This is a genomic window from Rhizobium sp. GN54, assembly GCF_021026345.1.
Taxonomy (GTDB): Bacteria; Pseudomonadota; Alphaproteobacteria; order Rhizobiales; family Rhizobiaceae; genus Mycoplana.
In genome coordinates this window covers 65,338-90,991 of the sequence record NZ_JAJNCZ010000006.1, presented here as the reverse complement: position 1 = coordinate 90,991, position 25,654 = coordinate 65,338, and the positions used below count along the sequence as shown (strand labels likewise).

22 protein-coding genes are annotated in these 25,654 nt (G+C 64.1%); 10 read left to right on the top strand and 12 right to left on the bottom strand.

The window, feature by feature from the left end:
* Positions 1–4: 4 nt before the first annotated feature.
* Positions 5–913: an ABC transporter permease gene (locus tag LQK81_RS16935; protein ID WP_230807546.1), complete on the bottom strand. Its 909-nt coding sequence runs from the start codon at positions 911–913 to the stop codon at positions 5–7.
* 153 nt (positions 914–1,066) lie between these two features.
* Positions 1,067–2,134, bottom strand: a complete 1,068-nt coding sequence (locus tag LQK81_RS16930) for an ABC transporter substrate-binding protein (protein ID WP_230807545.1) — start codon at positions 2,132–2,134, stop codon at positions 1,067–1,069.
* A gap of 145 nt (positions 2,135–2,279) precedes the next feature.
* Here LQK81_RS16930 and LQK81_RS16925 point away from each other — a divergent pair, with 145 nt between their 5' ends.
* Positions 2,280–3,203 (top strand): LysR family transcriptional regulator, encoded by a 924-nt coding sequence (locus LQK81_RS16925; RefSeq protein ID WP_230807544.1) that lies wholly within the window; start codon positions 2,280–2,282, stop codon positions 3,201–3,203.
* 73 nt (positions 3,204–3,276) lie between these two features.
* On the opposite strand, the gene LQK81_RS16920 is transcribed toward LQK81_RS16925, so the two are convergent.
* Entirely contained in the window at positions 3,277–4,179 is a 903-nt protein-coding gene (locus tag LQK81_RS16920) for a LysR family transcriptional regulator (RefSeq protein ID WP_230807543.1), read from the bottom strand.
* A 177-nt stretch (positions 4,180–4,356) separates the two neighbouring features.
* Here LQK81_RS16920 and LQK81_RS16915 point away from each other — a divergent pair, with 177 nt between their 5' ends.
* A complete protein-coding gene (locus LQK81_RS16915) occupies positions 4,357–5,079 on the top strand; it encodes an isochorismatase family protein (protein WP_230807542.1) in 723 nt (240 codons plus the stop codon).
* A 116-nt stretch (positions 5,080–5,195) separates the two neighbouring features.
* On the opposite strand, the gene LQK81_RS16910 is transcribed toward LQK81_RS16915, so the two are convergent.
* Both LQK81_RS16910 and LQK81_RS16905 read right to left on the bottom strand, forming a co-directional pair.
* Positions 5,196–8,318, bottom strand: coding sequence for an efflux RND transporter permease subunit (locus LQK81_RS16910; RefSeq protein WP_230807746.1), 3,123 nt, complete (start codon positions 8,316–8,318; stop codon positions 5,196–5,198).
* Between the two features lie 23 nt (positions 8,319–8,341).
* Complete coding sequence (locus LQK81_RS16905; RefSeq protein ID WP_230807541.1) at positions 8,342–9,541, bottom strand: efflux RND transporter periplasmic adaptor subunit; 1,200 nt, start codon at positions 9,539–9,541, stop codon at positions 8,342–8,344.
* Positions 9,542–9,683: 142 nt separating this feature from the next.
* Between LQK81_RS16905 and LQK81_RS16900 the strand changes: the two genes are divergently transcribed.
* Positions 9,684–10,340, top strand: coding sequence for a TetR/AcrR family transcriptional regulator (locus LQK81_RS16900; protein ID WP_230807540.1), 657 nt, complete (start codon positions 9,684–9,686; stop codon positions 10,338–10,340).
* 68 nt (positions 10,341–10,408) lie between these two features.
* Here the strand turns inward: LQK81_RS16900 and LQK81_RS16895 are convergent, their stop codons facing one another.
* The 7 genes from LQK81_RS16895 to LQK81_RS16865 all read right to left on the bottom strand — a co-directional run bounded on the left by LQK81_RS16895 (position 10,409) and on the right by LQK81_RS16865 (position 17,661).
* A complete protein-coding gene (locus LQK81_RS16895; protein WP_230807539.1) occupies positions 10,409–11,245 on the bottom strand; it encodes an alpha/beta fold hydrolase in 837 nt (278 codons plus the stop codon).
* A 212-nt stretch (positions 11,246–11,457) separates the two neighbouring features.
* Positions 11,458–11,694: an MFS transporter gene (locus tag LQK81_RS16890; RefSeq protein WP_442967155.1), complete on the bottom strand. Its 237-nt coding sequence runs from the start codon at positions 11,692–11,694 to the stop codon at positions 11,458–11,460.
* A 115-nt stretch (positions 11,695–11,809) separates the two neighbouring features.
* Positions 11,810–13,240, bottom strand: a complete 1,431-nt coding sequence (locus LQK81_RS16885) for an aldehyde dehydrogenase family protein (RefSeq protein ID WP_230807538.1) — start codon at positions 13,238–13,240, stop codon at positions 11,810–11,812.
* 58 nt (positions 13,241–13,298) lie between these two features.
* A complete protein-coding gene (locus tag LQK81_RS16880) occupies positions 13,299–14,222 on the bottom strand; it encodes a 2-hydroxyacid dehydrogenase (RefSeq protein ID WP_230807537.1) in 924 nt (307 codons plus the stop codon).
* 39 nt (positions 14,223–14,261) lie between these two features.
* Positions 14,262–14,987 carry a ribonuclease activity regulator RraA gene (locus tag LQK81_RS16875; RefSeq protein WP_230807536.1) on the bottom strand — a complete coding sequence of 242 codons (726 nt, stop codon included), beginning with the start codon at positions 14,985–14,987 and terminating at the stop codon, positions 14,262–14,264.
* 42 nt (positions 14,988–15,029) lie between these two features.
* Positions 15,030–16,760 carry an L-arabinonate dehydratase gene (gene araD, locus LQK81_RS16870; protein WP_230807535.1) on the bottom strand — a complete coding sequence of 577 codons (1,731 nt, stop codon included), beginning with the start codon at positions 16,758–16,760 and terminating at the stop codon, positions 15,030–15,032.
* A 196-nt stretch (positions 16,761–16,956) separates the two neighbouring features.
* On the bottom strand, positions 16,957–17,661 hold the full coding sequence (locus LQK81_RS16865; RefSeq protein WP_230807534.1) for a GntR family transcriptional regulator: 705 nt from the start codon (positions 17,659–17,661) through the stop codon (positions 16,957–16,959).
* Positions 17,662–17,766: 105 nt separating this feature from the next.
* Between LQK81_RS16865 and LQK81_RS16860 the strand changes: the two genes are divergently transcribed.
* The 7 genes from LQK81_RS16860 (at position 17,767) to LQK81_RS16830 (ending at position 25,652) form a co-directional block, all read left to right on the top strand.
* Positions 17,767–18,498 (top strand): FadR/GntR family transcriptional regulator, encoded by a 732-nt coding sequence (locus LQK81_RS16860; RefSeq protein WP_230807533.1) that lies wholly within the window; start codon positions 17,767–17,769, stop codon positions 18,496–18,498.
* 74 nt (positions 18,499–18,572) lie between these two features.
* Positions 18,573–19,532 carry a dihydrodipicolinate synthase family protein gene (locus LQK81_RS16855; protein ID WP_230807532.1) on the top strand — a complete coding sequence of 320 codons (960 nt, stop codon included), beginning with the start codon at positions 18,573–18,575 and terminating at the stop codon, positions 19,530–19,532.
* A 144-nt stretch (positions 19,533–19,676) separates the two neighbouring features.
* Positions 19,677–21,185 carry an ABC transporter substrate-binding protein gene (locus tag LQK81_RS16850; protein WP_230807531.1) on the top strand — a complete coding sequence of 503 codons (1,509 nt, stop codon included), beginning with the start codon at positions 19,677–19,679 and terminating at the stop codon, positions 21,183–21,185.
* A gap of 66 nt (positions 21,186–21,251) precedes the next feature.
* Positions 21,252–22,175 carry an ABC transporter permease gene (locus tag LQK81_RS16845; protein WP_230807530.1) on the top strand — a complete coding sequence of 308 codons (924 nt, stop codon included), beginning with the start codon at positions 21,252–21,254 and terminating at the stop codon, positions 22,173–22,175.
* Complete coding sequence (locus LQK81_RS16840) at positions 22,172–23,119, top strand: ABC transporter permease (RefSeq protein WP_442967149.1); 948 nt, start codon at positions 22,172–22,174, stop codon at positions 23,117–23,119. The genes LQK81_RS16845 and LQK81_RS16840 overlap by 4 nt, the downstream gene beginning before the upstream one ends.
* Positions 23,120–23,130: 11 nt before the next feature.
* The gene (locus LQK81_RS16835) at positions 23,131–24,786 is read left to right on the top strand and encodes an ABC transporter ATP-binding protein (protein ID WP_442967154.1); all 1,656 of its coding nucleotides are present in this window, start codon (positions 23,131–23,133) and stop codon (positions 24,784–24,786) included.
* Positions 24,783–25,652 (top strand): DMT family transporter, encoded by an 870-nt coding sequence (locus LQK81_RS16830; protein ID WP_230807527.1) that lies wholly within the window; start codon positions 24,783–24,785, stop codon positions 25,650–25,652. The genes LQK81_RS16835 and LQK81_RS16830 overlap by 4 nt, the downstream gene beginning before the upstream one ends.
* The last annotated feature ends 2 nt before the right edge of the window (positions 25,653–25,654 follow it).

The window sequence follows — 25,654 nt, the reverse complement described above, 5'->3', positions numbered from 1 at the left end:
TCTCCTACTCGGCCCAGCGGCGATAGCGCCGTTGCACGATGCTGCTGGCGCCGACGGTGAGCGCCAGCGTCACCGCCATGAGGATGAAGGCGAGCGCCGAGCCAAAGGGCCAGTTCATTGCCTTTGAGACCTGCTGGTAGACCGTGGGTGCCATCATGTGGAATTTCGGGCCGCCGATCAGCACCGGCGTCGCATAGGCATTCATCGAGAGGATGAAGCAGAGCAGGGTGCCGGCGAGGATGCCGGGAAGGGCAAGGGGCAACACGATCCGCCGCAGCGCCGTCAGATGTCCGGCACCAAGGCTTGCCGCTGCGTCTTCAAGGTTGCGGTCGATGGATTCGAGCACGCTGTGCAAGGTGATGACCATGAACGGCAGCAGGACCGACACAAGGCCGATGACCACACCGGTTGTCGAATACATCAACCCGAGAGAGCCCGTATACCCGGACATCCTGAGGAACGCGGCCAGCATTCCCTGGTCGTTCAGGATGAGCATCCACGCGGCCGTCCGGACCGCATTGCCGATCAGAAGCGGCACGATGATCAGGATCAGCAGCTTCGACTTGAGCCGATCGGATGCCTGACGGACGAGAAAATAGGCAAGCGGAAAGCCTGCAATGAGACAGATCAGTGTCGACAGCGCGGAAATCCACACCGTGCGAAAAAGCACTTCCTGGTAGAATTCGTCCTGGAAGAAGCGTGCATAGTTTTCCAGTGTGAATGCGCTGACCATGAGTTCGCGCGGGTCGTATCTGTTGAAACTGTTCCTGAACATCAGGGCCAGCGGGGCAAGGAGGCCCAGGACGACGAAGATGGTTGCGGGGCCGAGCAGCGTCGGCGCTGTCATGTTCGGCCGCGGTTTAGGCTGCTCGTTCATGGGGGAAGTATCGATTGCCACAGCTTGCGAGGTCATGCTTCAAGTCCCGGTTAGTGCCGGCGCTCCTTTCCACGCGAAAAAGGGCGCCGGCGTCCGATGGAGATTTGCCGAAGCCGGACACATGCAATCCGCGTGCCCGATCGGCAAAGCGGCTGGCGGTCCGGACTGCATCTCCGGCGGTGACCTTGACTAGCTGCGGGCGACGTTCTTGTTCCACCACTCGAGCCACTCGGCCGTGTGATCCGCAACGTAGGCGTAATCCAGGAAACGCAACGTCGCCTTCTCGCTGTCGCTGAAGTCGATCTTTTCCCGCAGTTCGGGCGAGAGGGTCGCCTTGGAATTGGCCGGTGCATAGAAACTCGCCTCCGCGAGCCCCGCCATTGCCTTCGGATCGAGCATGGCGTCGGCATAGGCATAGGCTCCCTCGGCGTTCGGGGCGTTCTGCGGTATGCAGGCACCGAAGGTCACCGCAATCGCCCCTTCCTCGGGATACTGGATGGCGAGCGGCAGGCCGTCATTCGCCCATTGCAGGCCGCGGGCCTTGTAGTTCACGGCGATGTCGACTTCACCGTTGGCGAGACCGGCCGCCAACTGCTGGTGGGCTGCGTAGAGCTTCGGCTGGATCGTCTCCGCCAGTTCCACGAGCGCGTCCTGCCCGGCGGACACTTCGGTCATCTTGCCGGTCTTAATCAGGCCGGCCATCATCATGTAGTTGAAGTAGAGCTGGTTGGTGAAGCCGATGCGCCCAGCCCATTTCGGATCCCACAGCTCAGCGTAGGATTTCGGCGGCTCCTTGACCTTGTCGCGGTTGTAGATGATCACGACACCGCTGTAGAGCCACGGGACGAAGTAGTCGGCCTTCAGTTCCGGGACGACGTCGGCGTAGTTCGGAATCTTCGCCACGTCCAGGTCGATGACGGCATCCTGCTGGCGCAGCTCGAATGCATCGGAACTGTTCAGGTGGATCACGTCCACCGAACTGCGGCGGATTCGTTTCTCGGCGATGAGCTTGGCCTTGCGCTCCGGTTCCATGCCCAGGTCGCGGACGATCGAATAGCCCTTGTCCTCCAGCAGCGGTTTTTCGACGAACTTGACGGTACGGTCGTTCCAGTCACCGCCCCAGTTCGAGACGACGATCGAGCCGGCGGCCGATGCCAGTCTCGGCAGGCCGAGCGATAGAGCGGCCGCCCCGCCTGCCAGACCCTGAAGAACGCGGCGGCGCGATACGCCTGGAATGCAAAGCGAGTTTTTTGTCATGTGGTATCCCCTGCGGCTTCGTTTTTCCGACCCGATTGGCTCCGCGCCATCAGGCTTTGCGGAAAATCTGACTCGCAAACCGTCATTTGTGAAATATTAATTTTGCCATTATTAATGCAAAAATTGTTATCAATTGAGGTGCGCCATGAGCTTCGATCTTCGCCATCTGCGGGCCTTCTCGGCCGTTGCGGAGGAGTTGCATTTCGGAAAGGCAGCGGAGAGCCTGCACATGGCCCAGCCTGCCCTGACGCGGCTGATCCAGCAGCTCGAGGCGGATGTGGGAGTGGTGCTGCTCGATCGCACGACGCGCCGGGTCGCACTCACCGAGGCCGGGAAGACGTTCCTCGCCGAGATCCAGCTGGCCCAGGTTCATATCGAGCAGGCCGTCACTAGGGCGCGACACGTCGCCAACGGAATGCGTGGCGAACTGCGCATCGCCTACACCGACTTCGCCATCAACGGGCGCCTGCCGCAGTTCCTGAACGCCTTCGCCAACCGCCACCCCGACATCCGGATGAACCTCGTCTTCATGCCGACGACGGTCCAGCAGATGGCCCTGCTCGAGCAGAAGATCGACATCGGCTTCATGATCGGCAGCTTCGAACACGAGACGATGGACAGCTACCAGTTCGACGAGGACCGCTATGTCGCGCTGCTGCCGGTTGCCCATCCGCTGTGTGGCGAGGATCGTCTGACGCTTGCGCACCTTGCCAACGAAAACTTTGTTCTCGGAAATGGCGAGAACTGGACGGCATTCCGCAATCGCCTGTTCGCGCTTTGCCGGGCGCGGAATTTCTTTCCGCGCATCGTCCAGGAAGCTTCGAGCAGCGAAGGGATTTTCGGGCTGGTGGTCGCCGGCGCAGGGGTGACGGTCTATTCGAGTTGCGTCAGCAACCTGCAGCGCAAGGGAGTTGCGATCCGGACACTCGAGGACGTCGGCGCAACGCTTCCCGTCACCGCCGTCTGGGAGCGCCGCAACCGCTCGCCGGGCTTTCAGACTTTTCGGAACTTTCTCATGGCCGTCTGGGGACAGCGCCACCAGGCTCAGGACGCGACATCAATCGCTTAGACGGAAAACCTGCAACACCGTCATTATGCGGCATGCGCATCGATACTTGATCCTGGCGCATCGGATGGTCGCCTCAATTGCGCTGCAGCCCGGACCTCTTGGCGATCTCGACGAAATGGCCGACCGCCTTTGTGCGGTTCGTCCGCTTCCAGACGAGGATCGTCTCGATCCGGAATTCCGCATTGTCGATCGGACGAACGGCGACGTTGGGCCCGAGGTAACCGACGAGGCTTTGCGGGCAGATCGTAATCCCCAGCCCGGCGCCGACGAGACCGGCCAGCGCCAGGGTGTTGGACGCCTCCAGGCCGATCCGGAGGTTCACGCCTTCCCCCGCCAATAGCCGATCCACCTGCCAACGGTAGGCCTCCCACTCGTTCAGGTCCCCGAGGATCATCTCCTCCCCGTCGAGCTCCGATGGGGCGATCGCCTCGGCATGCGCCAGCCGATGGTCGCGCGGCGTGACCACGAACAGCGGATCGGAACGCAGCACGACCGAATGATACTCGCTGTGCTCGAACGGGCCGATCATGTAGCCCACGTCGATCTCGTCGCGGGCGAGCGCCAGCTTCTGCCCCTGCGTCCGGATATAGCTGAGGCCGACATCGATATGCGGGTAACGGGCCCTGTACTGCGCGACGGCGCGCGGCATCAGGTCCGGTGCGGCGAAGGTCATGTAGGCGACGCGCAGGCTGCCCGTCTTGCCCTCGGCCACGAGCCGCGCGGCGGAAACCGAACGCAGGAACGTGTGTAGCAGCGTTGTGTTCTCCTGATAGAAGGTCCGCCCCGCAGGCGTCAGCGACACCTCGCGCGTCGTGCGCTCGAAAAGGGCGAAGCCGAGGATGGCCTCCAGTTTCTGGATGCGGCGGGTGAGCGCGGACTGATCGACGTTCAGACGTTCCGCGCTACGCCGGAAGTTCAATTCCTCCGCCACCACGAGAAAGGATTCGGTCAGTTCCAGTCCATCGAGCGGATTCATCACGCCTCCTCGGCAGTTCGGTCACACGGAAAGATTGATGCCCATTCTGCAATAATAATTGGAAAATCACCATTTCCGCTAGCTCCCGTCATCCGCAATTCTGTCCGTGGTCAAAAGACGGCCGGGCACCGGATGTCTTCGCCAGGCTGTTCCGGACGAGAACTGAAAGGACGAAACGTGAGCACCATTGACAACAAAGAACTGGATCGGATGCTGCAGCAGGCTTTCGAGGCCTCGACGAAGATCTATCAGGAGCGCGGCTTCCAGCGGCGCATCGGCTTCGGCAAGCGCCCGGCTGTCATCAGTGTCGACCTCGCCAATGCCTGGACGCGACCGGGCAATCCGTTCACCTGCGACCAGGACGCGATGGACAACGAGATCATCCCGGGCATGCAGCGTCTGCTGGCTGCCTGCAGGGCCAACGGGCATCCCGTGATCCATGTCACGACGGCCTATGAGATCACCGATCGCAATGCGCCCTTCACCGACATGGGCCTCTGGCACTGCAAGATCCCGGTCGACGTCGTCAATCTGGAGAACAAGGACCTGTGGGCGATCGACTCCCGCATCGCACCGATCGAGGGCGAGTACACGCTGCTGAAGAAGCGCGCCAGCGCGTTCCATGGCACCGGTCTCGGCGGCCTGCTGCGGGCGAACGGCGTGGATACGATCCTGGTCACGGGCGTCACGGCGACGGCTTGTGTCCGCACGACGATCTGCGACGGCCTCGCGGACGGCTTCCGCACGATCGCCGTTCGCGAATGCATCGGCGATCGCGTCCCCGGCGCAGTCGCGTGGAACCTCTACGACATCGACGCGAAGTTCGCAGATGTCCACAGCGTCGATGAGTGCGTTGCCTACCTCGAATCGGTCAACGGTACGGCAGCGGCTGCCGAGTAGGATCGAAGCGCCGGATCATGGCACAGCGCGGCGGCTTGACTGAACCTCGATAGACGCAGACTTCCGGGCACTTGCCGTGCCCGGAAGTCTTGGGCGGACGGCGGGGGCATCGGCGTCTACGTCGGCCGCACCTCTTCGGCGTTAACGTTGCCGTGCCTGCCGGTGAGCCGCTGCACGGTCACGAACAGCAGCGGGACGAAGAACACGCCGAGGATGGTTGCGAAGATCATGCCGCCCATCACGCCGATGCCGATCGCGTTCTGGGCCGCCGAGCCCGCCCCGGTGGCGCGTGCCAGCGGCAGCACGCCGAGGATGAAGGCAAGCGAGGTCATGACGATGGGTCGCAGCCGGAGGCGGGCCGCCTCCGTCACCGCCTCGACCGCCGTCTTGCCGCGCGCCATCAGGTCCTTTGCGAACTCCACGATGAGAATGGCGTTCTTCGCCGTCAATCCGATGGTCGTCAGCAATCCCACCTTGAAGTAGACGTCGTTCGACTGGTCGAACACGACTGCAAACAGCAGGGCCCCGAAGACGCCGACCGGCACGGCGAGGATGATCGAGAAGGGAATGGACCAGCTCTCGTAGAGGGCGGCGAGGCAGAGGAAGACCACCACCAGCGAGACCGCATACAACAGTGCCTCCTGCGAGCCCGCCAGCCGCTCCTGGTAGGACAGGCCGGACCACGACGCCGAATAGCCGCCATCCAGCGCGCCGACGAGCCTCTCGGCCTCCGTCATCGCATCGCCGGAACTCGAGCCCGGCGCCGCGGACCCGTTCATGGCAATCGCCGCAGTGCCGTTGAACCGGGCAAGGGAGGGCGATCCCTGCACCCATTCCGTGGTGGCAAAGGCGGTAAAGGGCACCATGTCGCCGTCGCCGTTGCGCACCGACCATCGGTTGATGTCGTCGGGTTGCATGCGGAAGGGCGCGTCCGCCTGCACATAGACCGGCTTGATCTCGCCCTTGTAGACGAAGTCGTTGACGTTCGAGCCGGAGAAGGCGGTGGTGATGAGGCTGTTTAGGTCGCTGAGGCTGATGCCGAGCGCGCTCGCCTTTTCCTGGTCGATGTCGATCTTGAGCTGCGCCTCCAGCGTCCGGGTATTGCCGCGAATGTCGGCGACGACGGCGTTCGACTGCGCGCTGTCGGCCAGCCGGTTGCTGGCCTCGATCAGGGCATCGCGCCCCTTGTTTCCGGTATCCTCGAGGTACATTGAAAAGCCGCTGCTCTGGCCGAGGCCCTGGATTGCCGGCGGCGCCAGGACGAAGACCTCGGCGTCGCGGATCTTGCGGAAATGCGCCGAAGCGCGCTGCTGCACCGCGGCCGCCGAAAGCCGCGCGTCGCTGCGCTGGTCGAAATCCTTCAGCCGCACGAACCCCATCGCCGCGTTCTCGCCGCTGCCGCCGAAGCCGAAGCCGAGCGTCATGAAGACGCTCTGCACGGCGTCCTTCTCCTCGTTGAGGTAGTAGTCCCGGACCATGTCGATGACGGCCTGCGTGCGGGCGGCGTTGGCGCCGGACGGCAGCGTGATCTGCGTCATCAGCACGCCCTGGTCCTCCTCCGGCAGGAACGAGGTGGGCAGCCTGGTATAGAGCCCGTAGGCAGCGGCCAGGAGAACGGCGAACACGGCGAACATGCGAAGCGGCCGCCCCACCAGCCAGCCGACCGCGCCGGCATAGCGGTTGGTGGCACGGTCGAAACCCCTGTCGAACCAGCCGAGCCAGCGGGCGATCGGGCCGCCATGGGTGGGCCTCAGGATCATCGCGCACAGCGCCGGCGTCAGGATGATGGCGACGAGCACCGAAAGCAGCATGGCGCTGGCGATCGTGACCGAGAACTGCCGGTAGATGACGCCGACCGAGCCCGAGAAGAAGGCCATCGGAATGAACACGGCCGTCAGCACCAGGGCGATGCCGATCAGCGCGCCTGTGATCTCGCCCATCGACCTTTCCGTGGCCTCGCGGGCGGAGACCTTTTCCTCGCGCATGACGCGCTCGACGTTCTCCACCACGACGATCGCATCGTCGACCAGAAGGCCGATCGCGAGCACCATGGCGAACATCGTCAGCATGTTGATCGAATAGCCGAGGGCTGCCAGCACGCCGAAGGTGCCCAGCAGCACGACCGGGACGGCGATCATCGGGATGATGGTCGCGCGCAGGTTCTGCAGGAACAGCAGCAGCACCACGAAGACGAGCACGATGGCCTCGATCAGCGTATGCACCACCTTCTCGATCGAGAGTTCGACAAAGGGCGTGGTCTCGTAGGAATAGGCGATCTCCACGCCTTCCGGGAGCGACCCCGCCAGGCTGTCGAGCTCCGCATGCACGAGGTCGGCGGTGGAAATGGCGTTGGCGCCGGAGGCCAGCTGGACGCCGAAACCCGCCGCCGGCATGCCGTTGTAGGTCGAGCTCTGGCCGTAGGTCTCGAGCCCGATCTCCACGCGTGCGACATCGGCGAGACGCACCACCGCGCCGTCGGAGGCCGTCTTGAGGATGATCCGCTCGAACTGGTCCACCGAGGTCATCTGGGTGCGCGCGATGATGCTGGCCTTCAGCTGCTGTCCCTTGACGACCGGCGTCGCTCCAATCGAGCCGGCCGCGACCTGGACGTTCTGCGCGCCGATCGCGGCGGTGACGTCGCCTGGCACGATCTGGTACTTCTCCATCAGCGCCGGATCGAGCCAGATGCGCATGGCATAGCCCGAACCGAACGACTGCACCGAGCCGACGCCGTCCAGCCGCTCGATACGGTCCTCGATCTGGCTGGCCATGATGTCGGAAAGCTGGTCGGAGGTGTAGCGGCCGTCGCGGGAGACGATGTTGCCGATCATCAGGATGCCGGAAGGCGAACGGCTGACGCGAACGCCCTGGTCCTGGACGGATTCCGGCAATTGCGATTCCACCCGCGACAGCTTGTTCTGCACCTCCACCTGCGCGAGCTCCGGATCGGTGCCGTTCGAAAAGGTGAGCGAGATCGATGCCGAACCGGTGCTGGAGGTGGATTCCATGTAGAGCAGGCCGTCGAGCCCCGTCATCACGCTCTCGATCTTCTTCGTCACCGAGTTCTCCACCGCCTCGGCGGTCGCGCCCTGGTAGGTCGCGCTGATCCGCACCGTGACCGGCGCGATGTCGGGATACTGTGAGATGGAGAGGGAGTAGATGCCCATCACCCCGGCCAGCATCGTTGCGATCGCCAGCACGATGGCAAAGACCGGACGGGCGATGAAGAAGCTGGCGATCGCATTGCGCGGCGCAGTGATGCTCATCGGCCCGCCTCCTTGCCGGCGCCCGAAGCCTTCGGCTCGAGGTCCTGGCGGACCACACCGTCATCGTCGATGCTGGCCTCGACCGGCTCGACCTCGCTTCCATCCGAAATCTTCTGGAAGCCGTCGACGATCAGCCTGTCACCCTCCTTCACGCCGTCCGTGACGACCCAGTCGTTGCCGACGGAGCCACTGGTCGTGATCACATGCTGTTGGGCCCGCCCCTCCGCCGACACCAGATAGACGGTCGCCTTGCCGTCATCGCCGCGCGTCACCGCCCGCTGGGGAACGAGGAACGCGTTCGCCATCGTCCCGAGGTCGACGGTTGCGGAGACGAACATGCCCGGTATCAGCATCCGCTCGGCATTGGGGAACGTCGCCCGGACGGTGAAGGTCCCCGTCGACTGGCCGACCACCATGTCGATCAGCGAAATCTGCCCCTCGGTATCGTAGGCGGTGCCGTTCTCCAGGGTCAGCTTCACGGGGATCGGCGATCCCGGCTTCCTGCCGATCCGGCCCGATCGCACCTCCTCGCGGATCCGCAGGAAGTTGGCGCTGGAATCCAGGAGGTCGACATGGATGGGATCGACCTGCCGGATGGTCGCAAGCGCGTCCGTCTGGTTCTCCGTCACCAGCGCCCCGACGCTGACGGTGGAGACGCCGATGACGCCGCCGATCGGGGCACGGATCGTGGCGTAGTCCAGATTGATGCGCGCGGTTTCCAGATCGGCCTTGGCCGCTTCCTCGTCCGCCTGGGCCTGCAGCAGGGAAGACTGCGAATCGTCGAGCGTCTGGGTGCTGACCGCGCGCGTCTCAAGCAGGGTCCGGTTGCGGTCATACGTGGTCTGCGCGCCCGCCGTTACCGCTTCCGCCTTCTTCAGGACCGCCTGGGCCGCCTCGAAGGCCGCCTTGAACTTCGCGTCGTCGATCTCGTAAAGCACGTCGCCCGCCTTGACCTCGCGCCCCTCGGCAAAGGCGATCTTGCGGATGATGCCGTTCACCTGCGGGCGAACCTCCGCCGTTGCGTAGGCCACGACGCGCCCACGCAAATCGATGGTCCGCGGCACGGATTGCGGCTTCAGCGTGACGAAGCCGACGTCCGCCTTGACGGGAGGCGGCCCTTCGCGGCCCTCCTGCGGGCTGCAGGCCGCCAGGATGGAAAACATGCCCAGAAGGCCCAGTTTGGTCGCCAGTCTCATGCCGCAGATCGCCTCGTTTTGCACCGGTTCCGCTCGCGCCGTCGTCCCCTGTAATGGGAGACGGCCGGCGCGGCGATGTTTACAGTAATGCCAATTACGATTATTGTGAGGCTGATCGGATGTCAATTCGCGGACGGTGAGAATGAGCGCAGAGCCGGGACAGAAACCCACGCGCGGTCGGCGTGGTCGGCCGAAGGTCGCCTCGGACGACACCCACAGGCAGGCCGTAACCAGGGCCGCGTGGAGCTGCTTTCTCGAACACGGCTACGGCCGAACCACGATGGGGGACGTGGCTGCGGCCGCCCGCATGTCGCTCAGCACGATCTACCGGTTCTTTCCCAGCAAGACGGATCTCTTTTCCGCCGTCGTTGCCCTGCACCGGCAAAGCATGCTGGCCCTGCCGGGCGCCTATGACGATCTTCCCCTGGAGGTGGCCCTCGGCCGTATCTTCCAGATCGATCTCGATGACGAGGCCCGAAGGCAGCGCGAGGCATTGATGACGATGCTTCTGGTCGAATCGCGCCAGTTTCCGGAACTGGCGACGCTGCTCCACGAGCAGGGGCCCCTGCACGCGCAACGCCTGCTGGCCGAATGGCTGGAGCGCCAGCAAAGCTTGAACCGCCTCGCCGTGCCCGATGCCGCCATCGCCGCCAGGATGCTGATGGACGTGGTCTTCGGCGCCTCGTCGATGAAGCCCCCCGACGCCCCGCACTGGCCGGGCGGCGACGACCGCCCGGCCTATCTCCGGCTCTGCTTCTCCATGATCGCCGAAGGGCTGAAACCGCGCGGTGCGGCCTGACCGGTCCACCGGCCGGCCGGCCGAAGACGGCCCCGTCGAATTCGGGGCCGCCGTGATCGCTATCCGGGCTAGGCCCGCACGAAGGCCAGGATGTCGGCGTTAAGGACGTCGGCGTTGACCGTCAGCATGCCGTGTCCGAAGCCCGGATAGGTTTTCAGTGTACCGTTCTTCAGCAGCCTGGCCGACTTTGGCGCTGCGGCGACGATCGGCACGATCTGATCGTCTTCGCCGTGCAGGACCAGGGTCGGGACGGTGATCGCCGTCAGGTCATCGGTCTGGTCGGTCTCCGAGAAGGCCTTGATGCCGTCGTAATGCGCCTTGGCGCCGCCCATCATGCCCTGACGCCACCAGTTCTGGATCACGCCTTCCTGCGCCACGGCGCCCTCACGGTTGAAACCGTAGAAGGGACCCGCCGGCACGTCTCGGAAGAACTGCGCGCGGTTTGCCGCAAGGGCTGCCCTGAAGCCGTCGAAGACCTCGACCGGCAGGCCTTCCGGGTTGTTCTCGGTCTTCAGCATCAGCGGCGGGACGGCGGACACGAGCACCGCCTTGGCGACACGGCCGGCCGGCTGGCCATGCTTGGCGACATAGCGGGCGACCTCGCCGCCGCCGGTGGAGTGGCCGATATGGACGGCGTTCTTCAGGTCCAGCGCTTCGACGACCGCGAAGGCATCGGCAGCGTAGTGGTCCATGTCGTGACCCTCGGCGACCTGCGCCGAACGGCCGTGGCCCCGGCGGTCATGGGCGACGACGCGATAGCCCTGCTGCAGGAAGAACAGCATCTGCCCGTCCCAGTCGTCCGATGAAAGCGGCCAGCCATGGTGGAAGACGATCGGCTGCGCATCCTTCGGCCCCCAGTCCTTGTAGAAGATTTCAACGCCGTCCCCGGTGGTCACGTAAGCCATTGTCCTGATCCTTTCAGCGAGATGAAGTTGGTGAGCGTCTGCTCGCGCCCAAATGGATTGAGTTTGCTTCCGGTCGTCGGCGCCGTTCTTCGGTGCCTTGCTGACGGAGCGATACTGGCTGAAGAAATTAACACCAGCAATTGCGCCAATTGTTTCGATTCAATTGCATTTTCAGAAACAATGGAAAGGGGGCAATCGCCCCCTCCCCGTGTCTATGCCCTGCCCTGGCGGTTGATCGTCAGGACGTGTCGGACGACGGGCCGCCCGGGGCCGGCATGGTAGGTTATCACCTTTTGCTGAAGATCTGCGTCGGCGTTGGAGACGCGACCGTGCCGGCGACGGTGCACGGCCCGGGATTCACCATTCGACGATCGTCTCCGGATCGACCGAACCTCGGTCCCCGGCCATAAGCGCCGCCGCTTCCGGGAAAGCTCGTCGAGCGCATGCAGGAAGGTGGTGGGGTGTTGAATTCGAGGAGCAGTTATCCGCTCACATGGTCATGCTGGGCTGGCGATCTGCCATGCAACGGCCGCCCGGTCCTGTAAAGGCCGGGCGGCCCCGGTCTCACGCCAGCGTATAGGCGGTCTTGACGGTGGTGTAGAACTCGTTGGCGTACTTGCCCTGTTCGCGCGGACCGTAGGAGGAGCCCTTGCGGCCGCCGAAGGGGACGTGGAAGTCGACGCCCGCCGTCGGCAGGTTGACCATCACCATGCCGGCCTCGGCATTGCGCTTGAAGTGCGTCGCATGCTTCAGGCTCGTCGTGGCAATCCCCGAGGACAGGCCGAACGGCGTGTCGTTGGCGATCGCCAGCGCCTCGTCATAGTCCTTCACCCGGATGACGGAGACGACCGGGCCGAAGATCTCCTCGCGGCTGATCCGCATGGCGTTCGTCGCCTCGGTGAACAGCGTCGGCTGCAGGTAGAAGCCCGGATTGTCGCGCTTGACGAGATCGCCGCCGAAGGCGAGTTTGGCGCCCTCTCCCTTGCCGATCTCGATATAGTCGGTGTCCTGCTTCAGCTGGCCGGCGTCGACCACCGGGCCGATATGGGTGCCGGCCTTCAGCGCGTCGTCGACGACCAGCGTCTTCAGCTTCTCCGTCAGCGCGGCGACGAACCTGTCGTGGATGCCCTCGGTGACGATCAGCCGCGACGAGGCCGTGCAGCGCTGGCCGGTGGAGAAGAAGCCCGAATTGGCGGCGGCTTCGACGGCGACGGTGAGGTCGGCGTCGTCGAGGACGACGAACGGGTTCTTGCCGCCCATCTCCAGCTGGAACTTGCGGTTATGCTCGATCGAGGCTGCCGCCACCCGCTTGCCCGTGCCGGTCGAGCCGGTAAAGGTGATGGCGGCGACGTCCGGGCTTTCCAGCATCGCCTGGCCGACGACCGAGCCCTTGCCCATGACGAGGTTGAGCACGCCCTTCGGCAGGCCGGCGCGCACGAGGATGTCGACGATCGCCCAGGCGCAGCCGGGCACAAGCTCGGCCGGCTTGAAGACGACGGTATTGCCATAGGCCAGCGCCGGCGCGATCTTCCAGGCGGGAATGGCGATGGGGAAGTTCCACGGCGTGATGATGCCGACGACGCCGACCGCTTCGCGGGTGATCTCGACGCCGATGTTCGGCCGCACCGAGGGGATGACCTCGCCGGCAAGCCGCAGCGTCTCGCCGGCGAAGAATTCGAAGATCTGCGCCGCGCGGATCGTCTCGCCGATCGCCTCCGGCAGCGTCTTGCCCTCCTCGCGCGCCAGAAGCGTGCCGAGCTCGTCCTTGCGCGCCAGGATCTCGTCCGCGGTCTTCTTCAGGATCGCATGGCGCTCGAGGATGCCGGAACGCGACCAGCCCGGAAAGGCGGCCTTGGCGGCGGCGATCGCGGCCTTGGCATCGTCGGCGGACGCACGGGCGTATTCGCCGACCACGTCGTTGGTGTTCGACGGGTTGATGTTCTCAATGGTATCCTCGCCCGCGGTCCACTCGCCGGCGATCAGGTTCCTGTGCATGATGACGTCCTCTTGAATGCGTTACTCCCGAGCCGCGCAGGCGGCCGTCGGTCCGTGGTTATCGCCTTGCGAAATGTTCGAGCAGCGCTTCAAACATCCGGTCGCCCATCTGCTGCCGGGTCTCGCGCGTACCACTTCCCATATGCGGTGACAGCACGACACGGGGATCGTTTCTCAGCGCCTCCGGCACATGCGGCTCCTTGTCGAACACATCGAGACCGGCTCCGGCGATGCCGTCGCGCGAAAGCGATGCGACGAGCGCCGCCTCGTCGACGATGGTGCCGCGGGCGATATTGACCAGAAAACCGTCCGGACCGAGCGCATCGAGCACGTCCCGGTCGACGAGGCCGATCGTTTCCGGCGTGGCCGGGCAGGTGACGACCACCAGGTCCGCCCAAGCTGCGAGCTCCAACGCGGTTTCAAAATAGGCGAGATCCACCGGCTTCCTGCGCGGTCCCTGATAGGCGACCGTCGCCCCCATGACCTGCAGGCGTCTCGCGATGGCGGAGCCGATGTGACCGAGCCCGATGATCCCGGTCTTCAGGGATCGCAACGAGCGGCCGAGCGGAAACGCGCCGCCCTGCTCCCAGCGTCCGTCGCGCACGAAATCATGGCCGCGAACCGTGCCGCGGGTCACGGATATCGCAAGCGCGACGGCGAGATCGGCGACGTCTTCGGCGAGGATCTTCGAGGTGTTGTGCACCTCGATCCCGCGGGCGCGTGCGGCCTCCACGTCGATGCCGTCCAGGCCGGCGCTGTAGCTGGAAATGATCTCCAGCGCCGGCATGGTGTCGAGCATCGCCTTGTCGATATGGGCGTGGCGCACCGCAATGCCGCGGATCTTGGCTCCGTGTTCGGCAAGCATCCGCATGCCTTCGTCATGATCCTTCGGTAAGCGGATGATGTCGAACGTTTCCTGCAGCTCCCGTTCGGTCTTTTCCGGAAGGTGTGCCGCCTGAAGAATGGTGATGTCCTTGTGCATGTGATCCGCCCAGGGCTCGAGGGATTTTGGGGACGGCGCTTACCGTCCCTTGGCCTGGCGCCATGCGGCAAAGTCGACCTTCGTCTGTTCCTGGGTCGGCGGGTAGAGCCCGATGATCGAGCGTCCCTTCAACACTTCCTCGGTGACGAAATCCTCAAACGCGGTCATCTCCACCGCCTCGTCGGCGATTTCGTCGGCGATGCCCGCAGGCACGATGATCACGCCCTCGCGATCCCCCACGACGACGTCGCCCGGCCAGACGGCCACGTCTCCGCAACCGATCGGCACGTTGATGTCCAGCGCCTGGTGCAGGGTCAGGTTGGTCGGCGCCGAGGGACGGCTGTGATAGGCCGCAATCTCCAGTTCGCCGATCTCGGGACTGTCGCGAAAACCGCCATCGGTGACGACGCCGGCGACGCCGCGCACCATCAGCCGCGAGACGAGGATCGAGCCGGCAGATGCCGCGCGCGCATCCTTGCGGCTATCCATGACGAGCACGGCACCCGGCGGGCACTGTTCGACGGCGGCGCGCTGCGGGTGCTCGGGGTTCTGGAAGACGGAGATCTGGTTCAGGTCCTCGCGGGCCGGAATGTAGCGCAGCGTGAAGGCCTGGCCGACCATGTTCTTCGCCTTCGGGGCGACAGGGCGGACATCCTGGATGAACTGGTTGCGCAGGCCGCGCTTGAACAGGGCCGTGCACAGCGTCGCGGTGCTGACGGTTTGGTATTTTTTGCGCGTTGCGTCGGAAAGGGTGTAAGCGGTCAATGGTTCCTCCACTCAGAAATAGCCGGCCAGAACTGCTGGCGATCAGAAAATGTCAGGCTCGCCGGCGGACTTGCCGAATTCCGTTTTCAGGAAGTCGAAGTCGCAGCCTTCGTCGGCCTGGGTGATATGTCTGGAGAACATCCAGCCGTAGCCACGCTCGAACTTGTCGGCCGGCGCCACCCATTCGGCGCGGCGTCTTGCCAGCGTTTCCGCGTCTACCAGCATGTCGATCGAACGGTTCGGCACATCGACGCGAATGATGTCCCCGGTGCGCACCAGCGCGAGCGGGCCGCCGACGTGAGCTTCGGGCGCGACATGCAGGATGCAGGCGCCGTAGCTCGTGCCGCTCATGCGCGAGTCCGAGATGCGCAGCATGTCGCGCACGCCCTGCTTGATCAGCTTCTTCGGGATCGGCAGCATGCCCCATTCGGGCATGCCGGGCCCGCCCTTGGGGCCGGCATTGCGCAGCACCATGATGTGATCCGCCGTGACATCCAGGCTTTCGTCCTCCACGGCCTTCTTCATCTCCGGGTAGCTGTCGAAAACGAGCGCCGGACCTTCATGCACACGCAGGCGCTCCTCGCAGGCCGAGGGCTTGATGACGCAGCCGTCGGGCGCAAGGTTGCCGCGCAGGACCGCAAGCGACCCTTCGTGATAGATCGGGTTCGAGAGCGGCCGGATGACGTCGTCGTTATAGACTTCGGCGCCCTCCAGTGTCTCGCCGAGCTTGAAGCCGCTGACGGTCATGACGCCGAGATCGAGCTTGTCCTTCATCTGCGCCATCAGCGCGCGCAGGCCGCCGGCATAGTAGAAATCCTCCATCAGGTACTGCTTGCCGGATGGCCGGATATTGGCGATGACAGGCGTCCTGCGGCCGGCGTCGTCGAGTTCGTCGAGCGTTAGCGGCACGCCGGCGCGCCGCGCCATGGCGATCAGGTGCACGACGGCATTGGTGGAACAGCCGGTGGCCATGGCGACGGTCACGGCATTGTCGACGGATTGCCGGTTGATGATCTTGTCCGGGGTCAGATCCTCGAACACCATCTCGACGATGCGGCGGCCGCAACGGGTGGACATGCGGATGTGGTTGGCATCGGCCGCGGGAATGGAGCTGGCGCCGGGGAGCGTCAGCCCCATGGATTCGGCGATCGCCGTCATCGTGCTGGCCGTGCCGAAAGTCATGCAATGGCCGTAGGAGCGGGCAATTCCCTCCTCGACACCGGTCCATTGCTCGTCGGTGATCGTTCCGGCGCGACGCTCGTCCCAATATTTCCAGGCATCGGAGCCGGAGCCCAGATACTCGCCCTTGTAGTTGCCACGCAGCATCGGCCCGGCCGGAAGGAAGATCATGGGGAAGCCGGCGCTGATGGCGCCCATGACGAGCGCCGGCGTGGTCTTGTCGCAGCCGCCCATCAGCACGACGCCGTCGACTGGGTGCCCCCGCAGCAGTTCCTCCGCCTCCATGGCAAGGAAGTTGCGGTAGAGCATGGTCGTCGGCTTCAGCGACGTCTCCGACAGCGACTGCACCGGAAGTTCGACGGGAAAGCCGCCGGCCTGCAGGACGCCGCGCTTCACATCCTCGACACGGTGCTTGAAATGCGCATGGCAGGGATTGAGATCCGACCAGGTGTTGAGAATGGCGATGATGGGCCTCTGGCCCCAGTCCTTCTCGTCATAGCCCATCTGCATCAGGCGCGAGCGATGGCCTGAAGACCTGAGATCGTCGGGGGCGAACCATCGCGCGCTGCGCAGCGCACTCGCTGTCTTGGACATTGGTGTTTCCTGTCGGTGTTCTTGTCTTCCTTCGGGAGTAGCACAGGCCGAACCGAACGGCAATACACTAATGCATTAGCGTCGCAGCAAGCGTATGGCCCGCGCCAGGAGCGACGCGCACGGCCGGGATGGCGGCAATAGGTCGACTGCGGCAGCGGCGCCGGGAGTACCGGGAAGGCGCCGCGTGGCAGCCAGGCTAGTCGTACTGGACGAAATCCGGATACTTCTCGACGATGCTGGCGACCATCGAAAGCGTGCCGGACAGATGGACCTTCATCGCCTCTTCGGCTCCGGCGGCATCGCCCTTGGCCAGCCCGTCGATGATGGCGTCATGGTTGTCGACCACGCGCGCCTTGCCGACATTCGGCAGGTTGAGCCGGCGCAACCGGTCGATATGGCCGCTGTGGCGCCGGACCACCGGCCAGATGTCCTGCAGCCCCGCCTCCTCGTAGAGAATTTGATGGAAGGCCCGGTCATGACGGAGGAAGTCGCCGTATTCGTCGGACGAAACCAATGCCTTCAGCGTCGCATTGGCGACTGTCAGACGGTCGACGAATCGCCGATCCGACTTGGTGGCCAGCTCATGCACGATCTCCTGCTCGATGGCACGCCGCATGAAATGCGTTTGCCTGGCAAGATTGATGTCGATCTTGGACACCAGGGTGGCGTATTGTGGGTAAACGGTGACGAGCCCCTCCTCTTCCAGCCTCATCAGGGCGTCGCGAACCGGCGTCTGGCTGAGGCCGAACTGGTTTTGCAGTTCGACGCGCGACAGGGGCGTACCGGGTGCGAGCTCGAGCTCGAGGATTTTTTCGCGGAGATATTCCACGATCTGGGGGGCGACCTGGCGCGTGCGGTCCAGGCCGATGCGATGCTTGGCTAAGGGCAGATCCGAAGTCACGGACGTCTTCCTCTTCAAATCGTCTTTGACTGTCTTAAAGCATTAATGCTTTAGTGAGAAGCAGCCCGCTTGATTTGTAAACCGCCGGTAGAAAGTTTCACGCCCGTGGCCGAAAACGCAAACCCTGTCGCAGACCTACCCGAACTGAAACCGTCCAGCTATGCCGACCAGGTCTATGGCCATGTTCTGCAGGACATCCTGAAGGGCACGTTTCCGCCGGGCAGCCGGTTGCCGTCCGAAAGCGATCTCTGCGATCGGTTCGGCGTTTCCCGCCCCGTCATCCGCGACGCCCTGGCGCGCCTGCGCCTGGATGGCCTCGTCGAGGCACGCCGCGGCAGCGGCACCTATGTCCTGACCACGCCTTCCCGCAGCCTGCCGGATCTCGCCAACCTCACCGACATCTCCCGCTTCCTGCGCTACCAGGAATTGCGGCTGTGCGTCGAAGGCAACGCGGCTGCGCTGGCGGCGGAGCGGCGCACGGACAAGGCGCTCGCCGAAATCGTCGAGGCGCACGAACAGTTCTCCAGCCAGGTCGCCCGCGGCCTGTTCCTGCCGGAAAGCGATCGCCGCTTTCATCTCTCCATCGCCGAGGCCACGGGCAACGAGTTTTTCAGCCTGGCGCTCGAAGGTCCCGACGTGTCGCTCAGCGGTTTCATGAACGTCTCGCTGTCGCTCACGCGTTCGGGATCGCCGGCACGCGCCCGCAAGGTGATCGGCGAACATGCCGACATCGTCGAGGCGATCCGCAACAAGGATCCCGTCTGGGCGCGCGTCGCGATGGAAAGCCATATTCTTCAGGCACGTCGGCGCATGACGAACGGCGCATTGGACCCCTGACACCAATATATGTAATTTATCTTTACAACTTTTCGAAAATTCAGTAAGGATAGTTGACTTCAGGAGGGTCAACTATGCAAACAGCACTTGCCCCGGCCGACTACGCATCATCCGTGGTCGCCGTGCCTCCCATCGCGCTCAACGCCGACTATTCGGTCAATGCGGGCGCGAACGAGGCTATCATCAAGCATATCGAAGCCGGCGGGGTGGATATCCTGCTCTATGGCGGCAACGCCAATCTCTATCATTTCGGGCTGGACGACTTCCGGGCAGCCATGGAAGCGCTCAAGGCTTCGGTCGCGCCGACCACGCATCTCATCACCTCGATCGGTCCGGACTTCGGCAAGGCGATGGCGCAGGTGCCGATCGTCCGCGATCTTGGCCTGAAGAACGTCATGGTGCTGCCGACCAATTTCCCGGCAGACCCGGCGGGCGTCGCCAACGGCGTGCGCAGGCTTGCCGCCGCCTTTGGAAGCGGTCTCGTCCTCTATCTCAAGCGCGAGAACTATGTCGATCCGGACGAACTGGCCAAGCTGATTGCGGAAAAGGCCGTCAGCTTCGTCAAATATGCCGTCGAGAAGCCGGATGCCGCCAAGGACCCCTATCTCGACGCGGTCCTCTCGGCGATCGGTACGGAACATCTGGCAAGCGGCATGGGCGAGACGCCCATCCACGATCACCTCGGCGCACGCAAGGTGACCACCTACACGTCCGGCGCCGTCTGCATCGCGCCGGCTGCAGCCTCCGAACTTCTGGCACTCTACAAGGCCGGCCGTGCGGCGGAAGCCTTTGAACTCAGCAAGCCGTTCCTGGCATTCGAGAAGGTTCGCCTGGAACTCGGTGGCCTTCAGGTTCTCCATGACGGCATTCGCCTGTCGGGTATCGCAGATACCGGCCCGTTGATGCCGATGATCTCGAACCTTCCGGCCGGCAAGCTGCCTCCGGTCGAGGCTGCGGTTGCCGCTCTCAAGATCGCCGAGAACCAGGCACTTTCGCGAGCGTCGGAACCGCGGAAAAGCGCAGCCGGTGTTTAGTTGACAGTTGTCTATATCTACACTAATACATTAGTGTTCTAGCGTGGTTCGGCAGCGTGGAGGCGCTGCCACCTGCCTTGCGCATCGGGCGCCAGGCAGGCCGACATTCAATGTCGCGGTCTTTAATGAGGAGGAGAAATGACAATGACCATGAAGCTCTCGCAAGGTGTGTCGGCTGCGCTGATATCGATCCTGCTCTCCGGTGTCGCTTACGCGGCCGAGGGAGAGGTCAAGATCGTGCTGCCCGAACAGCCCGCCAATCTCGAGCCCTGTCGCTCGATCCGCTCCGACATCGGACGCGTGATCAACTCGAACATCACCGAAACGCTGACCAACATCGAGCCGGAGAAAGGCACCGTCGCCCCCTGGCTCGCCGAAAGCTGGGAGCAGGTCAACGACCTCACCTGGCGCATCCATCTGAAATCCGGCGTCAAGTTCCAGGACGGCGCGGAGTTCAATGCCGAAGCCGTCGCCAAGTCGATCGACCGGCTCATGAATCCCAAGCTCACCTGTGACAGCCGCTCGAAGTTCGGCGACGTCAAGCTGACGCCGAAGGCCATCGACGCCACGACGCTCGAGATCACCTCCGACAGCCCGGTCCCGATCATGCCCACCCTGCTCGGCACGGTTCAGATCGTTTCCCCGAACATGCCCTTCGATGCCGAGACCAATGCGCCTGTCGGCACTGGCCCCTATACGCTGGAAAGTGCCACCAACGAGGAGATCGTTCTCGTCCGCAGCGACAGCTACTGGGGCGACAAGCCCGAAGTGGCCAAGGCGACCTATGTCTGGCGCAGCGAATCCGCCATCCGCGCCGCCATGGTGGAATCCGGCGAAGCCGACATGACGCCGTCGCTCGCCGTGCAGGACGCCACCAACACCGACACCGACTTCGCCTATCTGAATTCCGAGACGACCCGCATGCGCATCGATGCGGAGATTCCGCCGCTCAACGACGTCCGGGTCCGCAAGGCGCTCAACCTCGCCATCGACTGGGACGGCATGGGCGAAGCGCTGTTCGGCAAGGACGTGCTCAGGGCATCGCAGATGGTGGTTCCGGGCGTACTGGGTCACAACCCCGACATCAAGCCCTGGCCCTATGATCCCGACCAGGCTAGGAAGCTGATCGAGGAAGCCAAGGCAGACGGCGTTCCGGTCGACACCGAGATCGTCCTCATCGGCCGCAACGGCTTCTTCCCTAATTCCGCCGAGTCGCTGGAAGCGATGATGGCCATGTGGCAGGAAATCGGCCTCAACGTCTCGCTGCGCCAGCTCGAAGCCGCAGACTGGGTCCGCTATCTCGACAAGCCCTTCCCCGAGGGCCGCGGTCCGACGCTGTTCCAGCAGCAGCACGACAACAACACCGGCGATGCGGGCTTCACCGCACCGGTCATGTTCCTGAGCGAGGGGCAATATTCGACGATCGCCGTTCCGGAACTCGACGTCATCCTGAAGAAGGCGATGGCTGCGACCGGCACCGAGCGTGAAAAGCTCTTCCAGGAAGCCTTCCTCAAGGTTCATGACGAGATCGTCGCCGACGTCCCGATGTACCACATGATCGGTTACGTCCGCGTCGGCTCCCGCCTCGACTGGAAGCCTGACCTGAAGACGAACAGCGAAATCGCGCTGTCTCAGATCAAGCTGAAGGACTAATCTCGTCCAGGGCACGGCGGTCGTACCGCCGTGCCTTCTTCGTTATCGCTGTGGAAGGAAATGGCTGTGTTTGGCTTTATCCTGAGACGTTCGGCCCAGAGCCTGATCGCGGTGATCGGCCTGCTCGTCCTCGTCTTCTTCTTGTCGCGCCTGACCGGCGATCCGGCCTATCTCTATCTGCCGCTGGATTCCTCCGAGGCGCAGCGGCAGGCCTTCTCCGAAGCCAACGGCTTCAACGATCCGATCTACGTCCAGTTCGGTCGCTATCTGCTCGGCGTCGCCAATCTCGACTTCGGTACGGCGCTGAGCCGCAACCGGCCGGCGATGGAAGTGGCGCTGGAAGCCTTTCCGCAGACGCTGAAGCTTGCCGCCATCGCCATGTCGCTGGCGCTGACGCTCGCGATCGTCGTCGGCTCGCTGGCAGCGGCAAAGCCCGACAGCCTGTTCGACCGTCTCGCCAGCACGGCATCGCTCGCCGGCGCCAGCGCACCGGATTTCTGGGTCGCGATCGTCGCCATCCTCGTCTTCTCCGTTGGCCTTGGCCTCCTGCCGACCTCGGGCACCGGCACGCCGCTGCACTGGATCATGCCGATCTTCGTGCTGACGTTACGCCCCTTCGGCCTGCTGGTGCAGGTGGTGCGCGGCACGATGATCAGCGCGCTGGCGTCGCCTTACGTGAAGACGGCGCGCGCCAAGGGCGTGCAGCGCTCGCGGATCATCTTTCGTCATGCGCTCCGGAACTCGCTGCTGCCGGTCATCACCGTCGCCGGCGATCTCGCCGCCAGCCTCGTCAACGGCGCCGTCGTGGTCGAATCCATCTTCGGATGGCCGGGCATCGGCAAGCTGATGATCGACGCGATCATCCGACGTGACTTTGCCCTGATCCAGGCGACCGTGCTGATCACCGCCATTGCGATCTTCGTCCTCAACATCCTGATCGACCTCCTCTATGCAAGGCTCGATCCGCGCATCAGGTTTCAAGCGAAATGAGTATGCCAGCGATGACCATCCCCGCAGACACCAAACCGAAGGCCGCCGGGCGTTTCCAGGTCCTCCGGCTGATTGCCCGCAACAAGCTGGCGCTGGCCGCCGTGATGTTTCTGGCGCTCGTCGTCCTCTGTGCCGTCTTTGGCCCCTGGCTGATGGGCAACCTGATCGACAAGCCGAACTTCCGCGCCCGCAACATGGCGCCGTTCAGCCTGGACCAGGGCTGGGCCTATGTGCTTGGCGCCGACACGCTCGGGCGCAGCCTCCTGGCCCGCCTGATCGTCGGCGCGCAGAACACGCTGGGCATCGCCCTGTTCGCGGTGTTCTTCTCGATGCTGATCGGCGGGTTCCTGGGCCTGATCGCGGGCTATTCCCGCGGGCTGTTGAGCAGCGTCATCCTGCGCGTCGCCGACATCGTCATGAGCTTCCCCTCGCTGCTCCTGGCCCTGATCGTGCTCTTCAGCCTCGGCCCGTCGGTCACCAACCTCATCATCGTCCTGGCCGTGACCCGGATCCCGATCTATCTGCGAACGACACGCGCCGAGGTTCTTGAAGTGCGCGAGCGCATGTTCGTCAGCGCGGCGATGGCCTTGGGAGCCGGGCATATGCGGATCGTCTTCCGCCATATCGCCCCGATCGTCCTGCCGACGCTGGTGACGATCGGCGCCATCGATTTTGCCACCGTGGTTCTGGCCGAATCCTCGCTGAGCTTCCTCGGTCTCGGCATCCAGGCGCCGGAATTCACCTGGGGCGCCATGGTGGCGACCGGCCGCGGCTATCTCGCAAATGCCTGGTGGATCGCATTCTGGCCGGGCCTCGCCATCCTGCTCACGACGCTGTCGCTCAATATTCTCTCCAACTGGTGGCGCACCTATGCCGATCCGCAGCAGCGCTGGCGCATCGAGCTTGCCCGCTCGAAAAAGGCAATTCCGGAGAAACGCACATGACCGCCCCCCACCTGCCGGCTGCGCATCTGCTCGAGGTGAAGGACCTCACCGTCGATTTCCTGTCGCTCGGCGGCGCCTTCAGGGCCACCAATGGCGTCAGCTTCCATGTCGATGCCGGCGAGACGCTGGTGATCCTGGGCGAATCCGGTTCCGGCAAATCGGTGAGCGCCAGCGCCATCATGGGCCTGATCGATACGCCGCCCGGCGAAATCTGTTCAGGCACCATCACCTATCGCGGCAAGAACCTCGATGACTGCGGTGTCGAGGAACGGCGCGACCTGAACGGCAAGAAGATCGCCATGATCTTTCAGGATCCGCTATCGCATCTCAATCCCGTCTACCCGATCGGCTGGCAGATGGCGGAGGTCTTCTCCGCTCATGGCGTGGCGACCGGCGCGGATGCGCGCGTCAGGGCGATCGACATTCTCGGTCGCGTCGGCATTCCCGAGCCGGAAAAGCGCATCGACCAGTATCCGCACCAGTTCTCCGGCGGCCAGCGCCAGCGCATCATGATCGGCATGGCGATCGCGCTGCGTCCGGAGGTCCTGATCGCCGACGAGCCGACGACCGCGCTCGACGTCAGCGTGCAGGCACAGATCCTCGATCTCCTGAAGAAGCTGCAGGCCGAGGACGGGCTGGCGATCATCATGATCACCCACGACCTCGAAGTCGCAGCCTCGATGGCCGACCGCGTCATCGTCATGAACTCCGGCCGGATCGTCGAGGAAGGTGAGGCCCGCGCCGTCTTTGAAAATCCGCAGCACAGCTACACCCGTACCCTCATCAACGCCCTTCCGCACGACACGGCTGGCGGCACAGGCCGCCGGTCGACCGCCGAGAAAGGCAAGCCGATCCTGGAGGTGAAAGACCTCAACAAGTTCTACGGCCTCCCCGGGGGCTTCCTCGCCAGGCATGCGCAACTGCATGCGGTGAAAGACCTGAGCTTCACCGTCGCAAAGGGCGAGACCGTCGGCATCGTCGGCGAAAGCGGCTCCGGCAAATCCACGGTGGCGCGCGTGCTGCTGCGCCTGAACGAGGTTTCGAGCGGCGAGGCGCTGTTTCACGGCCGCGACATCTTCAAGATGGACGCGAAGGAACTGCTGATGTTCCGCCGCAAGGTGCAGATGGTGTTCCAGGACCCCTACAGCTCGATGAACCCGCGCATGACGATCTTCGACATCGTCTCCGAGCCGTGGCGCATCCACAAGGACATCCTCGACAAGCCGCGATGGCGTGACCGCGTCGTCGAACTGCTCGGCCTCGTCGGGCTGAAGCCGGAACATGCCGACCGCTACCCGCACCAGTTTTCCGGCGGCCAGCGCCAGCGCATCGCGATCGCCCGGGCGCTCGCCTGCGAGCCGGAACTGATCGTCTGCGACGAAGCGGTCTCGGCCCTCGACGTCTCCGTGCAGGTCCAGGTCATCGATCTCCTGGCGCAACTGCGCGACCGTCTCGGGCTTGCCTACATCTTCATCACGCATGACCTGCCGATCGTGCGCCACTTCGCCGACCGCATCATCGTCATGAAGAGCGGGGCGATCGTGGAGCACGCAAGGACCGAGGACATCTTCCGCAATCCGCAGCATGCCTACACACGGCAGCTGATGAATGCGACGCCGCGCCCGAAATGGGAGACCGCGCAGGCGGCCGTGTCGTTGCCCGCATGAGATCCCATGCCATGCCCGCCATCCTCGCGGGCGCGCTGTTCATGGCCGGCAACTCCCTTGTCGCGGCCATGGACGGCGTGATCGTGCGACTGATCGCGGGCGAGATCCACCCTCTCGGGATCGTCTTCTTCCGCAACCTGTTCAGCCTTGTTGCGCTCTACGCGATCTTTCCCCGCGGCAGGCTGCACGGCGATCCGAACATGTCCTTCTGGGTGCATGCCATCCGCGCGGTCATCAAGCTCCTGGCGCTTTTCGCCGGCTTCATGGCGGTCACGCAGATGCCGCTTGCCTCCGCCACGGCGATCGCCTTCACCATGCCGCTCTTCGTGATGCTCGGCTCGGTCCTGTTTCTCGGAGAGGCGTTCTTCGCCGCCCGTGTCGCAGCCCTCGTCCTCGGCTTCGCCGGCGTGCTGATCGTGCTGCAACCCGGATCCGGTACGCTCGACACGGGCGCGCTCTGGGCTCTCGCCGGCGCGATCGGGCTTGCGGCCGTGGCGCTGCTGATGAAGGTCTCGGCCAATCGCGAGGATCCGCTGCGCATTGCCTGGCTCAATCTCGTCATCACCGTCCCGGTCGCGCTTCTGATCGCAATTCCGGTCTGGAAGACCCCTTCCCTCCCTGTGCTGGGACTGATGGCGCTGCAGGGCGTCGGCGGCCTTTTGGCCCAGCTTGCCTTCGCCCGGGCGATGAAGCTCGCCGACGCATCGCTCCTCGTCGTCGTCGACTTCGTCCGGCTGCCGGCCGCCCTGTTCTTCGGCCTCGTCCTCTTCGGCGAACCGATCAGGATGGACGTGGTCGTCGGCGCCACCATCATCCTTTGCGCCATCCTGATGCTCTTCCACCGCGAAAACGGGCGGCGGGCATAGCC

Excerpts from the sequence above, each read along its gene's own strand:
- LQK81_RS16905 (WP_230807541.1), bottom strand. The coding sequence starts at position 9,541 with ATGAGACTGGCGACCAAACTGGGCCTTCTGGGCATGTTTTCCATCCTG.
- araD (WP_230807535.1), bottom strand. The coding sequence starts at position 16,760 with ATGTCCAAGACAGCGAGTGCGCTGCGCAGCGCGCGATGGTTCGCCCCC.
- LQK81_RS16855 (WP_230807532.1), top strand. The coding sequence starts at position 18,573 with ATGCAAACAGCACTTGCCCCGGCCGACTACGCATCATCCGTGGTCGCC.
- LQK81_RS16900 (WP_230807540.1), top strand. The coding sequence starts at position 9,684 with ATGAGCGCAGAGCCGGGACAGAAACCCACGCGCGGTCGGCGTGGTCGG.
- LQK81_RS16840 (WP_442967149.1), top strand. The coding sequence starts at position 22,172 with ATGAGTATGCCAGCGATGACCATCCCCGCAGACACCAAACCGAAGGCC.
- LQK81_RS16885 (WP_230807538.1), bottom strand. The coding sequence starts at position 13,240 with ATGCACAGGAACCTGATCGCCGGCGAGTGGACCGCGGGCGAGGATACC.
- LQK81_RS16935 (WP_230807546.1), bottom strand. The coding sequence starts at position 913 with ATGACCTCGCAAGCTGTGGCAATCGATACTTCCCCCATGAACGAGCAG.
- LQK81_RS16930 (WP_230807545.1), bottom strand. The coding sequence starts at position 2,134 with ATGACAAAAAACTCGCTTTGCATTCCAGGCGTATCGCGCCGCCGCGTT.
- LQK81_RS16830 (WP_230807527.1), top strand. The coding sequence starts at position 24,783 with ATGAGATCCCATGCCATGCCCGCCATCCTCGCGGGCGCGCTGTTCATG.
- LQK81_RS16880 (WP_230807537.1), bottom strand. The coding sequence starts at position 14,222 with ATGCACAAGGACATCACCATTCTTCAGGCGGCACACCTTCCGGAAAAG.
- LQK81_RS16920 (WP_230807543.1), bottom strand. The coding sequence starts at position 4,179 with ATGAATCCGCTCGATGGACTGGAACTGACCGAATCCTTTCTCGTGGTG.
- LQK81_RS16850 (WP_230807531.1), top strand. The coding sequence starts at position 19,677 with ATGACCATGAAGCTCTCGCAAGGTGTGTCGGCTGCGCTGATATCGATC.
- LQK81_RS16895 (WP_230807539.1), bottom strand. The coding sequence starts at position 11,245 with ATGGCTTACGTGACCACCGGGGACGGCGTTGAAATCTTCTACAAGGAC.
- LQK81_RS16925 (WP_230807544.1), top strand. The coding sequence starts at position 2,280 with ATGAGCTTCGATCTTCGCCATCTGCGGGCCTTCTCGGCCGTTGCGGAG.